Annotated in this window: 14 protein-coding genes; 8 read left to right on the plus strand and 6 right to left on the minus strand. The window is 71.1% G+C overall.

The window, feature by feature from the left end:
* Positions 1-96: 96 nt before the first annotated feature.
* Positions 97-843 (minus strand): IclR family transcriptional regulator, encoded by a 747-nt coding sequence (locus tag BMW85_RS36580; RefSeq protein ID WP_091091112.1) that lies wholly within the window; start codon positions 841-843, stop codon positions 97-99.
* Positions 844-1,048: 205 nt separating this feature from the next.
* Between BMW85_RS36580 and BMW85_RS36585 the strand changes: the two genes are divergently transcribed.
* Positions 1,049-1,660, plus strand: a complete 612-nt coding sequence (locus BMW85_RS36585; protein WP_091090910.1) for a TetR/AcrR family transcriptional regulator — start codon at positions 1,049-1,051, stop codon at positions 1,658-1,660.
* Here the strand turns inward: BMW85_RS36585 and BMW85_RS36590 are convergent.
* Positions 1,650-2,192: a hypothetical protein gene (locus BMW85_RS36590; protein WP_091090913.1), complete on the minus strand. Its 543-nt coding sequence runs from the start codon at positions 2,190-2,192 to the stop codon at positions 1,650-1,652. The two genes, BMW85_RS36585 and BMW85_RS36590, sit on opposite strands and share 11 nt — an antisense overlap.
* A gap of 120 nt (positions 2,193-2,312) precedes the next feature.
* On the opposite strand from BMW85_RS36590, the gene BMW85_RS36595 reads away from it, so the two are divergent.
* Complete coding sequence (locus BMW85_RS36595) at positions 2,313-2,891, plus strand: YqgE/AlgH family protein (protein ID WP_091090916.1); 579 nt, start codon at positions 2,313-2,315, stop codon at positions 2,889-2,891.
* 4 nt (positions 2,892-2,895) lie between these two features.
* Here BMW85_RS36595 and BMW85_RS36600 read toward each other — a convergent pair whose 3' ends face one another.
* Positions 2,896-3,513, minus strand: coding sequence for a TetR/AcrR family transcriptional regulator (locus BMW85_RS36600; RefSeq protein WP_091090919.1), 618 nt, complete (start codon positions 3,511-3,513; stop codon positions 2,896-2,898).
* A 148-nt stretch (positions 3,514-3,661) separates the two neighbouring features.
* Between BMW85_RS36600 and BMW85_RS36605 the strand changes: the two genes are divergently transcribed.
* The 5 genes from BMW85_RS36605 to BMW85_RS36625 all read left to right on the plus strand — a co-directional run bounded on the left by BMW85_RS36605 (position 3,662) and on the right by BMW85_RS36625 (position 10,222).
* Positions 3,662-5,269: an MFS transporter gene (locus tag BMW85_RS36605; RefSeq protein ID WP_091090921.1), complete on the plus strand. Its 1,608-nt coding sequence runs from the start codon at positions 3,662-3,664 to the stop codon at positions 5,267-5,269.
* A 92-nt stretch (positions 5,270-5,361) separates the two neighbouring features.
* The gene (locus tag BMW85_RS36610) at positions 5,362-5,625 is read left to right on the plus strand and encodes a DUF3039 domain-containing protein (RefSeq protein WP_091090924.1); all 264 of its coding nucleotides are present in this window, start codon (positions 5,362-5,364) and stop codon (positions 5,623-5,625) included.
* Between the two features lie 128 nt (positions 5,626-5,753).
* Complete coding sequence (locus BMW85_RS36615) at positions 5,754-7,136, plus strand: MFS transporter (RefSeq protein WP_245775269.1); 1,383 nt, start codon at positions 5,754-5,756, stop codon at positions 7,134-7,136.
* A gap of 82 nt (positions 7,137-7,218) precedes the next feature.
* Complete coding sequence (locus BMW85_RS36620) at positions 7,219-8,343, plus strand: hypothetical protein (protein ID WP_091090928.1); 1,125 nt, start codon at positions 7,219-7,221, stop codon at positions 8,341-8,343.
* A gap of 124 nt (positions 8,344-8,467) precedes the next feature.
* On the plus strand, positions 8,468-10,222 hold the full coding sequence (locus BMW85_RS36625) for a DEAD/DEAH box helicase (RefSeq protein WP_177241072.1): 1,755 nt from the start codon (positions 8,468-8,470) through the stop codon (positions 10,220-10,222).
* 24 nt (positions 10,223-10,246) lie between these two features.
* On the opposite strand, the gene BMW85_RS36630 is transcribed toward BMW85_RS36625, so the two are convergent.
* Genes BMW85_RS36630 through BMW85_RS36640 form a run of 3 tightly spaced genes read right to left on the minus strand, consistent with a single transcriptional unit; the run spans position 10,247 to position 13,083 of the window.
* Complete coding sequence (locus BMW85_RS36630; RefSeq protein WP_091090929.1) at positions 10,247-10,762, minus strand: GNAT family N-acetyltransferase; 516 nt, start codon at positions 10,760-10,762, stop codon at positions 10,247-10,249.
* Positions 10,763-10,811: 49 nt separating this feature from the next.
* Complete coding sequence (locus tag BMW85_RS36635) at positions 10,812-11,987, minus strand: hypothetical protein (protein ID WP_091090932.1); 1,176 nt, start codon at positions 11,985-11,987, stop codon at positions 10,812-10,814.
* Positions 11,977-13,083, minus strand: coding sequence for a helix-turn-helix domain-containing protein (locus tag BMW85_RS36640; protein ID WP_091090934.1), 1,107 nt, complete (start codon positions 13,081-13,083; stop codon positions 11,977-11,979). The genes BMW85_RS36635 and BMW85_RS36640 overlap by 11 nt, the downstream gene beginning before the upstream one ends.
* A 330-nt stretch (positions 13,084-13,413) precedes the next feature.
* Here BMW85_RS36640 and BMW85_RS36645 point away from each other — a divergent pair, with 330 nt between their 5' ends.
* A complete protein-coding gene (locus tag BMW85_RS36645) occupies positions 13,414-13,638 on the plus strand; it encodes a hypothetical protein (protein WP_091090937.1) in 225 nt (74 codons plus the stop codon).
* Positions 13,639-13,687: the final 49 nt, after the last annotated feature.

The following is a 13,687-nucleotide window of genomic DNA, read 5'->3' on the forward strand; positions in this document are numbered from 1 at the left end:
CTCGGGGTTCGACAATGTCGAACGACAAGAGGAATGGTATTCGGTTCCGCTGGAGGCGTTCAACTGGTCAGGCAACTGCTGGGCAACTGGTCGGGGTCAACGGGCCAGGTCGCGGGTGATCGCGCGGGCCGCGTCCCTGACGTACGAGACAAATTCCATGCGCGGCCCGCCCTCCGGCGCCAGGCGCTCCAGTGCGCCCCTGATGCCGATGGCGCCGACCACGATGCCACGGGAGTCCTTGATGGGCGCGGCGACGGCCACCTCGCCCTCGGTCAACTCCTCCATCTCGGCGGCCCAGCCACGCGCGCGGACCAGCTCCAGCTCCGCCTCCAGTCGCTCGGGATCGGTGATCGTCGCCGCGGTGTACGGGGGCAGCGGCGCGGCCGGCTCGCCGTACGGGTCGTGGGCGAGCAGCACCTTGCCGAGCGCGCTGGCGTGCACCGGCAGGTAGGTGCCGACCTGGAGCGTCTGCATGCTGTCGTCGGGCCGGAAGACGTGGTGGATCACCAGGACGTGGCCCTCGTGCAGCGTGCCGATCCAGGCGCTCTCCCTGCTCCGCCCGGCCAGCGCGTCCGCCCAGTTGATGGCCCTGGCGCGCAGCTCGTTGACGTCGAGGTAGCTGCTGCCGAGGTGGAGCAGCGTCGCGCCGAGGCGGTACTTGCCCGTGGCCGGATCCTGCTCGACGAAGCCGACCACGACCAGCGTGCGCAGGATGCCGTGCAGCGTGCCCTTCGGCAGGCCGAGCCCTCGGGCCAGCTCGGCCACCCCGAGCTGGCGGGGGCCGGAGGCCAGCAGCCGCAGGATCGCGGCCGCCCGCTCGACGGACTGGATGGTCTCTCCCACGTTCGGCACTGTAGCGCAGGGTTGTTCGATATCGCCGAACGCGGATCGCCCTGCCGACGGTCGCCCCGCGCGCCTCTACAATTGCGCAAGCGGTAAGCAATCTCGCAGCGGACGCCCGGCGGACCTGCAGGCGCCGCCACCCTTCGCACGCACCGGGACTCCCCGTCCCGGCGGCCGTGCGCGCCCCCGAGGGACGAGGAGACAGATGGACTCACCCGCCCGCGTCGCGGGAACCGTGCGGCCGGGCGGCCGCACCGCCCGGGTCCGCGCGGCCGTGCTCCAGGCCGCCCAGGACGAGCTGGTCGAGCACGGCTTCCACGGCCTGACCATGGACCAGGTGGCGGTCCGGGCCGGCGTCGGCAAGACCACGCTCTACCGGCGCTGGGGCAGCCCCGCCGGCCTGGTCACCGATCTCATGGTCGAGCTGGCCGAGCAGTCCTCGCCGCACGCCGACACCGGCTCCATCGAGGGCGACCTGCGCGCCAACGCCATGGCCGTGGTCGAGGCGGTCAACGACGGGCGGCTCGGGGCCACGTTCCAGGCGATGATCGCCGCCGCGACCTGCGACGAGCAGGCGGCCGCCGCGCTGCGCGCGTTCTACCTGCGGCGCATCGAGGAGTGGGCGGGCGTGGTCGAGCTCGCGGTCGGGCGCGGCGAGCTGCCGCCGGGCACGGACGCCACAGAGGTGATCCGGGCGGTCTCGGCCCCGCTCTACTACCTGCTCGTCGTCACCCGCGAGCCGGTGACCGCCGAGGCGGCCGAGCGGTCCGTACGCCGCGCGCTGGCCGCCGCGAAGGCGGGCGCGTTCATCCCGTAGGCGAGGTGGGGCACCCCTTGGGCAGGTCGGGGCGGCGGGGCCAGACGGAGCCGTACCACCAGAAGATCCCGCCCATCACGACCAGCCCGCCCGCGGTCGCCAGCTTGGCCATGAGGTCGGCGGGCGGGCCGGTGAAGGGGAGCTGCCCGGTGCGGTGACCCCAGGGGCAGTCGTTCTTCACCCGGGTGGAGTCGATGAGGGTCTCCGGCTGGTGCTCGGTGACCTGGTAAGCCTCGATCTCGGCGCGGCTGCCCTTGCCGACCGGCACCTGCCGCACGACGCTCTTGCGGGCCGGGATCGAGCCGCTGGCCACGCTGACCGCGTCGGACTTCAGGTCGAAGCGGACCGCCTGCCGGGTCTGGTTGCGCAGCGTCACCTTCGCCCGCCCAGAGCGGCAGCCGACGTCGTCCACGGTCATGGTGAACGCATCCCCGGAATCGGACGCCCCAGGCCAGGCAGACGCGGACGCCGGGCCGGAGGCCGCGGCGCCCACCGCCAGGGCGGCCAGGGCCAGACGGGTACCGATGCGCATGAGCTCCCCCAAGGTCCACACGTCGTGATCTTTGCTACCGCAAGTGTCTTTGTGAACACGAAAAGTAACATGAGCCCTCTAGGGCAGCGCGCACCCCCCTGCACCCTTCATGATGGAGGTATGGCGGAGGCGATCTACGTCGGCGGGTTGTTGGTGGCGACGCCGCTTCTCGACGACCCCAACTTCCGGCGTAGCGTCGTGCTGATCCTCGAACACGACCGCGACGGGGGCACCCTCGGCGTCGTGCTCAACCGGCCCAGCGACATCTCGGTGACCCAGGTGCTCCCGGTCTGGGACCCGCTGGTCACCGGGCCCTCGGTGCTCTTCGAGGGCGGGCCGGTGCAGACCGACAGCGCGCTGGCGCTGGCGGCGGTGCCGAGCGGGCAGGAGCCGCTCGGCTGGCGCAGGCTGCACGCGGGGACGCCCGCGGTGTCCCGGCTCGGCACGGTCGACCTCGACGCCCCGCCCGAGATCCTCCAGGGCGAGATCGCCCAGATGCGGATCTTCGCCGGTTACGCCGGCTGGTCCTCCGGCCAGCTGGAGAGCGAGATCGCCGAAGGCGCCTGGTATGTCGTCGACTCCGAGGTGGGCGACACCTTCCACGCCGACCCCGGGTCGCTGTGGCGGCACGTGCTGCGGCGGCAGCCGGGCGAGCTGGCCTTCGTCGCCACCTGCCCGGACGACCCCTCGTTGAACTGACCCCTCAGGCGTCCCAGCCGGGCCGCAGGGAACGCTCGGCCAGCTCGATGCTCTCCGCCATCCTGCCGGTGATCTCGGGCAGGCTCCCGTCGCTGCGCGGGCACTCGAAACCCACCCGCATCGTGGACATGGCGAAGGCCACGATCAGGTGGGAGAGCTGGTCCTCGTCGGCCCTGACGCCGCGCCGCGCGGCCACCACCTCGGCGAGGCGGCGCTCGGTCTCGGTGCCCCGCGCCACCGACTGGCCGATCAGGCGCGGGTTCTCGTCCAGGATGCGGCGCAGCTTGAGGAAACGTTCGTGCTCCTGCGGCGTCGCGTCCTCGATGTCGGCCAGCATGGCGCGCAGGGCGTGCATGAGCGCGGTGAACGGCGGCTCGTCCGGCGGCCGGGCCGCCATCGTCTCCAGCAGGATCTCCTCGCTCTGGTCGTGGAACCACAGCACCAGATGGTCCTTGCTGGTGAAGTAACGGAAGAACGTGCGGGGGGAGACGTCGACGGCCCCCGCGATCTGCTCGACGGTGGTCGACTCGTATCCTTGTTCGAGGAACAGTTCGAGCGCCGCGTCGAGGATCGCCAGGCGCGTCTTCTCCTTCTTGCGTTCGCGGAGACCCACTGCCGTCACTCCCTCGAAACCTTCCTGTCACAGTGTGACAGAAGTCATCCGCTGCCTTTTAAAAGTCGTTTGTCAGACGTCATCGTCTGCCATAGATTACCGGAGGCTTAAGAGACTTCCGCCCTGTTGAGGGGCGTGTGTGAAACTAGGGGGCTTCATGGCGAACGCGAAGGCGGTTGACGCGCCGTCCTCGCCCGAGGTGGCGAAGGCGGGGGCCGGGGGGAATCCATGGCTCGTGCTGCTGGCGGTCAGCCTGGGTGTGATCATGGTGATGCTGGACGGCACCGTCGTCGGCATCGCCAACCCGGTGATCCAGGTCGACCTGAAGGCGTCGCTGTCGGATCTGCAATGGGTGACCAGCGGCTATCTGCTGGCCCTGGCGGTGTTCCTGATCACCGCGGGCAAGCTCGGTGACCTGTTCGGGCACAAGCGGGTCTTCCTGATCGGTGTGGCCGGATTCGCCGTCACGTCGGTCGGCATCGGACTCAGCGCCGAGCTGGCCGACATCATTCCCGGCATCTCGCCGGTCGGCGCGCTGATCGGCCTGCGGGTGCTGCAGGGCCTGTTCGGCGCGCTGCTCCAGCCCGCCGCGCTGGCGCTGCTGCGGAGCGCGTTCCCGGGGGAGAAGCTCAACCAGGCCATGGGCGCGTGGGGCGCGATCATCGGCCTGTCCAGCGCCGCCGGCCCGATCGTCGGCGGCGTGCTGGTCGAGAAGGTGAGCTGGGAGTCGGTCTTCTTCATCAACGCGCCCGTCGGCGTCGTCGCGCTGATCCTCGGCGTCATGCTGATCAAGGACAGCCGGGCCAAGACGTTCGCGCGCATCGACTGGCTGGGCGTGCTGCTGCTGTCCGGCGCGATGTTCGCGCTGGTGTGGACCATCATCAAGGCCCCCGAGTGGGGTTGGGGCGACAGCACCACGCTGGGCTTCCTCGCCGGCTTCGCGGTGCTGATCGGGTTGTTCGTCCTCTGGCAGCACCTGCTCAAGCAGCGCGGCGGCCAGCCGCTGGTGCCGCTGTCGCTGTTCGCGAACCCGTCCATCTCCATCGGTACGTTCCTGATGATGATGGTGGCCTTCGCCATGTTCGGCGCCATGTTCTTCCTGGGCTTCTTCTTCCAGGGCGTGCACGGGCTGACGCCGCTGGAGGCCGGTATGCGCATGCTGCCGATGAGCGCCGGCATGATCGTCGCCTCGCCGCTCGCCGGCCTGGCGATCGGGAAGCTGGGGCCGAAGGTCACGATGGCCGGCGGCCTGCTCATCACCGCGAGCGCCATGTTCCTCATGTCCAGGCTCGGCATCGACGCCTCGTTCGTGGACACCGCGATCCCGTTCGTGCTGCTGGCCTTCGGCCTGTCGCCGGTGTTCGTGGGCGCCACCGAGATCATCGTGGGCAACGCCCCGCTCGACCTGAGCGGCGTCGCGGGCGGCCTGCAGCAGTCGGCCATGCAGGTCGGCGGCGCGCTCGGCACCGCGATCCTCGGCGCCGTGATGGCCGGTGAGATCTCCGACAGGCTGCCCGGCTACCTCGGCCCGGCGGCCAAGATGATGGCGCCGGAGCAGATGGCGGGGCTGGAGGCGGCCGCCGCGTTCGGCGTCGCGCCGCCTGGGCTGCCCGAGGTGGTCACCAGCGCCGTCCACAACTCGTTCATGGACGGCATGCACCTCGCCTTCATGGTGAGCACCTGCGTCGCGGTGCTGACCGCGGCCCTCACGCTGTTCGTGAAGGCCGGCCGCAAGAGCGAGGGCGCGCCCGTGCACATGGGCTGAGCCCGTGTTCCTGAACGGCCCCCGCCAGGCGGCGGGGGCCGTTCCGCTGTGCGGGGGAGGCGCGGGCCGCGGGCGGGCATAAACTCGATGGGGTGAGCACGAAGATCCTTCCGAAGCAGGAAACCACGCCACAGACGTCGCACGGCGACGGCGATCACGAGCGGTTCGCCCACTACGCGGACAAGCACAAGATCACCGAGAGCATGGTCACCGGCACGCCCATCCGCGCCCTGTGCGGCAAAATCTGGGTGCCCAGCCGCGACCCCAAGAAATACCCGGTGTGCCCGGAGTGCAAGGAGATCTACGAGGGCCTGCCGGTGGGCGGTGGCGGCGACCAGGGCGGCGACAAGCAGTGAGTGCGGCTGAGCGGTAATCGCGTGCCGCGGGGCCACGGCCCCGACCCCGGCGCGCGACCACCGTCTCGTCGGCATGCTCACCGGCACACCCCGGAAACGTCAACGGTGCGACAAATTACGATGTGCAGGTGACAGCACCAAAAGCACTCGACGCCCCCCACCAACCCCCTCGGCTCTTCGGGGCCGACTACCGCATCGCCACGTTCGGCATCCTGCTCGTGGTCACCCTCGTGGCCTTCGAGGGCATGTCGGTCGGGGTCGTCATGCCCGACGTCGCCCGCGACCTGGACGCCCTCGACCTCTACGGGCTGAGCTTCTCCGCCTTCCTGGTCTCCAGCCTGTTCGCGAACGTGGTGGCCGGGCTCTTCGCGGACCGGCGGGGGTTCGCGGTGCCGTTCGTGGCGGGGCTGGCGCTGTTCGTGACCGGCATGGCGCTGGCGGGCGCGGCGAACACGTCGGGGTTGTTCCTGTCGGCGCGGGCCGTGCAGGGGCTCGGGGCCGGGGCCTCGTTCGTGGCGCTGCTGGTGATGATCGCGCGGGTCTACCCGGTCGACATGCGGCCGAAGGCGTTCGCGGCGGTCTCGGCCGCCTGGGTCGTGCCGTCCATGGTCGGCCCCGCCATCGCCGGCTCCGTGGCCGGGCAGTGGGGCTGGCGGTACGTCTTCTACGGCATCATCCCGCTGGTCGTGCCCGCGCTGCTCATGCTGCTCCCGTCGCTGAAGCGCTCGGCCGCCGCCGAGCAGCTGCCCGACGGGCCGCGCTCGCGCCCGCTCGCCATGACGCTGGCCGCTGCCGCCGCCGCCGGCGGGGCCGGCGTGCTGCTGCACGGCGTCGACCGGCTGCACCAGGCGCCCGTCGCCGGCGCCGCCGAGACCGTCGTGGGGCTCGCCTTCCTGCTGTACGGCCTCTACCGGCTGCTGCCCCCGGGCGCCCTGCGTTTCGCCCGCGGGCTGCCCACGACCGTGCTCATGCGCGGCTTCCTGTCGGCCGCCTTCTTCGGGGTCAACTCCTTCATCCCGCTGGCGCTCCAGGAAGTGAAGGGGTTCGGCGTCAGGGAGGCGGGGATCGCGCTCACCACGGGGGCGCTCGGCTGGTCGGCGGGGTCCTACCTGCAGAGCCGCCAGGCCGGGGAGCCGCACCTGCGGATCAGGTTCGCGACGTCCTGCGTCACCGTCGGCGTGCTGCTGGCGCTGCTCGCCGTCCTGCCCGGGGTGACGGGCTGGGTCGCGGTGCCGGCCTGGATCGTCGCCGGGCTCGGCATGGGGGTCGGCATGGCCACGGTCAGCGTCACCACGCTCAAGCAGTCGCCGGAGAACGAGCAGGGCGCGAACTCGGCGGCACTCAACGTCACGGACATGCTGGGCTCGGCGCTCGCCATCGGGGCCGGGGGCGCGCTGGTCAACCTGGTCGGGCACGCGTCGTCGCAGATCGCCACCGGGTTCGTGGTCATCTGCCTCCTCATGGCGGTGGTCGGGGGGAGCGGGGCGGTGCTCGCCGGTCGCATGAGGTGAATTCCGTCCCTCCCGCCCCAGCGATCACGGAACGCCTGATCTCCGTCGCCAGGAGTGATAGGACAGCGGGCGAGGAGGTGTCATGGAGGATGATCACCTGGTCTGGCCGCCCCTGCCCGCGGGGGCCAGACACCGCCGCAGTCCTCCGCCGGACGGCGAGCAGGGGGCCGCTCCCCCGGAGGAGCCTGCGGGCCGCCGGCGGCGGGGGCATCCGCTGGACCTGGAGCCGGGGGAGACCGTGGAGCTCGACGAGCCCTGGAACCCGCGCATCCGGCGCACCACTCCCCACACCGCCCAGCCCCGGTCGGGCCGGACTCCGTACCCGGACGCGACGACCATCCCCAGGTCCACTTCCCGAGACGTTGACGATGACGGACAGGATGGCTGGGGCACCTTAGGGGACGCCGACCGGGACAACCCCTGGGACGCCGACGCGGGCGGTCTCAAGAGCGGTGGCAGCCCGCTCCCCCCGGCCGACGAGGATCCGGACGCCGAGTTCTGGGGCGAGTCGCCGTCGTACCCGGAGGCGGAATCCCTGCGGTCGCCGTTCCCGCCGATCCCGTCCCCCGTGTCCAGGGAGAGCTCCACGGACGCCCTGCCGCCCTCCGCCCGCCTCTACGGCACCCCCGCCGCCCCCGGCGCGCGTACGGCCGCCACGGGCGTGCCGCGCCGCTGGGCGTTCGCGCTGGCGGTGCTCCTGACCGGCGCGGCGCTCGTGGCGGCGGCGATCAACCTGGCGCCGCGCCTCGTCGCGCCGGAGCCAGGACCGGAGGCCGGGACGGGCAGGCTGAGCGACGGCCTGGCCGGGGTGGCCGTGACCCTGCCGGAAGGCTGGTACGTCGCGCCCGTGCCCCCCGTGTCCGGCTTCACGTCGGTGGCCAGGGACGGAGCCGGGAGCCTGGTGATGGCCCGCCCGCTCCCCGAACCCGCCGCGGACGCGAAGAAGGCCACGGCCGAGGCCGCCGAACTGTACTCCCGGCTGCTGCTCAAGGGCGACCGCGTCAAGGTCGTCGAGGACCGGCAGATCCCGGGCGGGCACACGCGGGCGATGCGGGCGGAGTACCGTGACGTGGTCAACCGGCCCGCGTACCTGAGGGTGACGCTTCTCACGCGGGGCGAGCGGAGCGTGCTCCTGCTCGGCCTGCTGCAACCCGAGCAAACCGCACGCAGACAGGCTCTCGACACGGTGCTGACGAGCCTCCGATAAGCCGCATAGCACGTGAGGACGACCTTGGCCAGAATCCACGGCTCACGGCACGTCTTGTCAGTGGGCCCGATTACTCTTGGGTCACTGTGAGAGAGCGAAGCACACGAACCCCAGAGGTGATGCGGTGAGCACCTTCGCCGCGTCCCACCTGTCTCCTTCCTATCCTGACCGGGCCGCGTGGGGCACCGCTCCCAAGTTGCGCGCCTGGCAGCAGGAGGCTTTCGACCTCTACTTCAGGCGCGAGCCGCGTGACTTCCTCACCGTGGCGACGCCGGGCGCGGGCAAGACGACCTACGCCCTGCGCATCGCCAGCGAGCTGCTGTCCCGCGGGGTGATCAGGGCCGTCACCATCGTCACCCCGACCGAGCACCTCAAGCGCCAGTGGGCCGACGCCGCCGGGCGGGTCGGCCTCGGCATCGACCCCGAGTTCAAGAACAGCCAGGGCACCACCTCGCGCGACTACACCGGGGTCGCGGTGACCTACGCGCAGGTCGCGATGCATCCGGCGCTGCACAGGGCGCGCACCGAGGCGCGCAAGACGCTGGTCATCTTCGACGAGATCCACCACGCGGGCGACGCCAAGTCGTGGGGCGACGGCGTGCGCGAGGCGTTCGAGCCGGCCGCCCGCCGCCTCCAGCTCACCGGCACCCCGTTCCGTTCCGACGACAACCCGATCCCGTTCGTCGGATACGAGGAGGACGCCGAGGGCTTCAAGCGCAGCGTCGCCGACTACTCCTACGGCTACGGTCCCGCCCTCGACGACGGCGTCGTACGCCCAGTGATCTTCCTCGCCTACAGCGGCGAGATGAAGTGGCGCACGCGGGCCGGCGACGAGCTGGCCGCCACGCTCGGCACCCCGCTCACGAAGGACCAGCTCTCCCAGGCGTGGCGGGCCGCGCTCGACCCCAAGGGCGACTGGATCCGCCAGGTCATGCAGGCCGCCGACCGGCGGCTGACCGAGGTGCGCCGGGGCGTGACCGACGCGGGCGGCCTGGTCATCGCCACCGATCACGAGACCGCCCGCGCCTACGCCAGGCACCTGCGCAACATCACCGGCGAGGGCGCCACCGTGGTCCTGTCCGACGACCCCGGCGCCTCGAAGAAGATCAAGCAGTTCGCGGCGTCGCAGGATCGCTGGCTGGTCGCCGTCCGGATGGTCTCCGAAGGCGTCGACATCCCGCGCCTGTGCGTGGGCGTCTACGCCACCTCCACCTCCACGCCGCTCTTCTTCGCGCAGGCGGTGGGGCGGTTCGTCCGCGCCCGCAAGCGTGGCGAGACGGCCTCGGTCTTCCTCCCGTCGGTGCCCATGCTCATGGGGCTGGCCAACGAGATGGAGGTCGAGCGCGACCACGTGCTCAACAAGCGCCCGCCGGAGGACGGGCTCGACGACTCGCTGCTGGAGCAGGCCAACCGTAAGCAGGACAATCCTGACGTTCTGGGTGACGAGCTGCCGTTCGAGACGATGGAGACCTCGGCCACGTTCGACCGGGTGCTCTTCGACGGCGGCGAGTTCGGCACCGGGGCCGAGATCGGCTCCGCCGAGGAGGAGGACTTCCTCGGCCTGCCCGGCCTCCTGGAGCCCGACCAGGTGGCGACCCTGCTCCGCAAGCGCCAGTCCGACCAGCAGGCGGCCAAGCGCAAGCAGGCGTCCGCGGAGCCGGCCGCCCAGACCTTGGCCCCGCACGAGCAGATCGCCGAGCTGCGCCGCGAGCTCAACGGCCTGGTCGGCGCCTGGAACCACCGCACCGGACAGCCGCACGGCGTCATCCACGCCGAGCTGCGCCGCGTCTGCGGCGGCCCGCCGATCGCGCAGGCGACGGCGGAGCAGATCCAGGAACGCATCGACATGATCCGCCGCTGGGCCACCCAGCGCCGCTGACCCCCGCATGCCCTCGGCCGGTCCTCAGCGGTAGCGGTTGTGGCCGAGGTGGCGGATCATGATGCGGCAGGTCTCGGGCCGGCGTTCGCGGGTCCCGTCGGCGTGGTAGACGACCTCCGTCGTCGCGACCGGGCCGTGGGGCCATTCGGCGTAGCCGCGGCGGCGATACAGCCGCTGCGCGTCGTGGTTGTCCAGGTCCACGCCGAGGGCGACGCACTCGTGGCCCTCTGCGAGCAGCCGGTCCTCGGCCGCCCACAGCAGCTCGGTCCCGATGCCCTGGTTCCGGCGTGGCGCGGCCACCTCCAGATGGGTGAGCAGCGCCACGCCGGGTAAGTGGGCGCGCAACTCGGGCTCCTCGGCGGGCGCCAGCCACACGTACACGTCGCCGACCGCCACCTCCCGCTCCCAGGCCACGAGGAGAAAGCCGTGCCCGGCGTCCTGCAGGGCCAGGCGGTCGTGGAAGTAGTGCTCCTGCCCGAGCGACCGGACGATGGGACGGAGGTCCGCACGGACGGCTCGGCGTATGTCGGGGGCGCCCACGGAAGCACACGTTCCCGGAGGGCGGCGGCACGAATCTTGCCGAAACCGGTCAATCCACCATGGATCCGTACCAATGCAGTCCGCGCTCGCCGTCCTTCACCAGCCACTTGACCGCGTCCGCGGTGGCGAACTCCAGGTGCGGGAGCTCGTCGAGGTGCGCCGCCCAGCGCCGGCGGTCGACGGACCACGCCTTCAGGTAGCGTACGCACAGCTCAGGCTCGATGCGGCGGAGCCGGCCGAGCGCGGCGAGCAGGGAGTTCTCCATCGCGTGCCGGTTGTGCCGGGGCCCCTGGGGCAGGCGGCGTACGCGGCTCAGCACGTCCTCGACGAAGCGCCGCCGCTTGGCGAGGAAGTCCCGCCAGTACGCGGCGTCGGCCGCCGCCCGCCATCCGGCCGCTGCGTCCCCGTCCAGCAGCCAGTAGACGCCTTCGGCCAGCACATCGCCGAACTCCTGCTCGCGCGCCCGCACCGGCCGGTCGAACGGGTCGTACGGCCGCTGCTTGACCTGCCCGGCCACCGCGAGGCGGCGCAGTCTCCGCTCGCCCAGCAGGTAGAACCAGTCCTCGTTGTAGACGTTGGGGAAGAAGGAGGGCGTGCGCCCGGGATCCACGGCGACGGCCAGCGCGCCCCCTCCCACGAACGACTCCTGGTGCCCGCCGGTGAGGCGATGCGCGTGGCACACCACCGAGTTGTCCGGATAGCCGCCGATGTGCATGCCGACGGCGTCGTAGGTGTCGAGCAGCGCCGCGGCCCGTTCGACGTCCGCCAGGCGGCCCACCTCGATGTCGTCGTCCAGGAAGACGATCCGCCGCCAGCCGAGCAGCCGGGCCAGCAGCAGCCCGGTGTTGCGCTTGGCGCTGAGGTCGGTCGTACGCGCGAACGGGGTGTCCCGCAGCACGGCCGTGGTCTCGAAGTCGGGCAGCCGCAGCCGGTCCACGTGGTCGACGTCGGCGCTGATGTAGCGCAGGCCGGCCGGCATGGCCTGGGCCGCCTCCCTGGCCCGGCTCCAGTTGCGGCTGTGCAGCGACACCAGGTGGCAGCCGAGGGCGAGGGCGAGCCGGGTCGCGTACGTCAGCCAGCGCGGATGCCGGATCGTCGGGACGACGATCGCGTCGATGGCGCCCCGGCCGTGCGGCGGCTGCTCGCCCTCCTCGAAGACGTCGACGAGGTGCCGGTGCGAGCCGTGGTGGTGCTCGCCGCCGCCGCGCGACCTGTCATGCTCCACGGGCGTCCGACCACTCGTGCAGCCGGAACGACTCCTGGGTCCAGTCGGGCGTGACCACGACCCTGCCCTCGATCCTGACCCGCATGAGGATGCTGTAGGACTCGGCGTCGCCGAAGCGTTCGCGCAGGTAGGTGGCGTTGCGGTCGCGGAAGCGGGCGTCGGTGAGCGCGCGGACCGCGCCGTAGACGCCTCTGGCGTACATGCCGTTGCAGATGGTCAAGGTGCGCTCGCGGTTGTCCGGGTTGACGCCGCGGTAGAAGAAGGCGACGTCTTCGAGCAGTCGTACACTATCGCCGGAACGGACCGTCGTCGGATGGTGACGAAGCGTGTCGTCACCATCGCCGACCTCGAAGTACGGGCCCCGCTCGCCGTCCCAGTCGGGCACCTGCCGCACCGGCAGGCCGGACATGCGGGCCAGCGTGGAGGCGGTGACCTCGTTGTAGTCGACGCCGCCGAGCAGCGCGACGTGCGTGGTGAGGTCGTCGGAGCGCAGGTCTTCGGTGGCGCGCAGGGTCACCTGGCTGTGCGGGTTGGCGGCCCGCAGGTGGCCCCATAACTCGAATAAAGAGTCGAGGTCGGAGTATTTGTAGAGCTCGATGTAGTCGCCCTGGGACGGGACGGCGAACGGGATCCTGGCCCGCTCCTTCTCCGGGATCTGCGAGCAGATGATCGTGATCGGCTCGCCCTCAGGGAAGTGCCATGGGCCGGTCGTCAGGGCGTCGCCGGGCCCGCCGGGACCGCCGCCCTCCGCCGTGACCTGGTGGCGCAGCGCCGTCTGGCGCAGCCGGGTCAGCTCGGCCAGGAGCTTCTTGTGCTGGTCCAGCTCATCGGAGGTCAGCTCGGACGGCGACGGCACGCGAGGGACGTCGCCCGCGAGCGAGCGCCGGGTCGCGAAGAAGGCGGCGTACTTCTCCAGGCGGTGCAGGGGAGGGATCTTGGCCGTGGTGGTGGACTCCCAGGAGGAGATCAGCGGGACGCTGACCCCGAACGCCTCCCGCAGCTGCGCCTGGGTGACCCGGAGGTCCGGCCAGTGGCTGTCGCGGAGCTCGCGCAGACGCCGGGCCAGCGCGGTCCGCGCGGAATCGTCGCCGCTCATGCCTGCCTCAATCTAACTTCAGCAATTTCTAGTGAATATCCACCTCGCTGCGGGATTCGCAGAGAACCCGCAGCTAGGCCCCGACACATGCGCTACGCGCGAAAACGCCGCACGCGAAAGACAACAGTTTAGCCAGACATCTCTGACCGATGGGAAGGAATGTCCGGCTTCAGCCGGGGGAATCATTCAGTCGGTAAGTTCGGTAAATACACTGAAGTTAACTGAATGTAGGCGAGGTGGTTCATTGCCGCGAGCCCGTTTGAGACTCCGTCACGCCCCGGCCGGAGCGGCACCCTCACCAGTTTCTCGTCTCCGTACAGGGATCACCTCATGATGTTCTCGGCTTCCCCCCTTGTCCTGACCGCTCTCCAGACCGCCGGCAGCAGCGGCTTTTCCCTGCTGCTCCTGACCGCGCTGATCACCTCCGTGGTGGCCGCGATCCGCTGGACGGCCCGGCGGACCCAGATCCTGGTGGTGATCAGTGGCACCGCCTTGCTGCTCGCGTTCCTCGTCGTGCTGATCCTCGCCTACCCCTTCGTCAGCGGACTGACGTGAGGGCGTCGCGTCCGGTTCCCGCTCCTGCTTCAGGCGGGCGCCGGACGTC

The organism is Nonomuraea wenchangensis (genome assembly GCF_900111685.1).
GTDB lineage: Bacteria > Actinomycetota > Actinomycetes > Streptosporangiales > Streptosporangiaceae > Nonomuraea > Nonomuraea wenchangensis.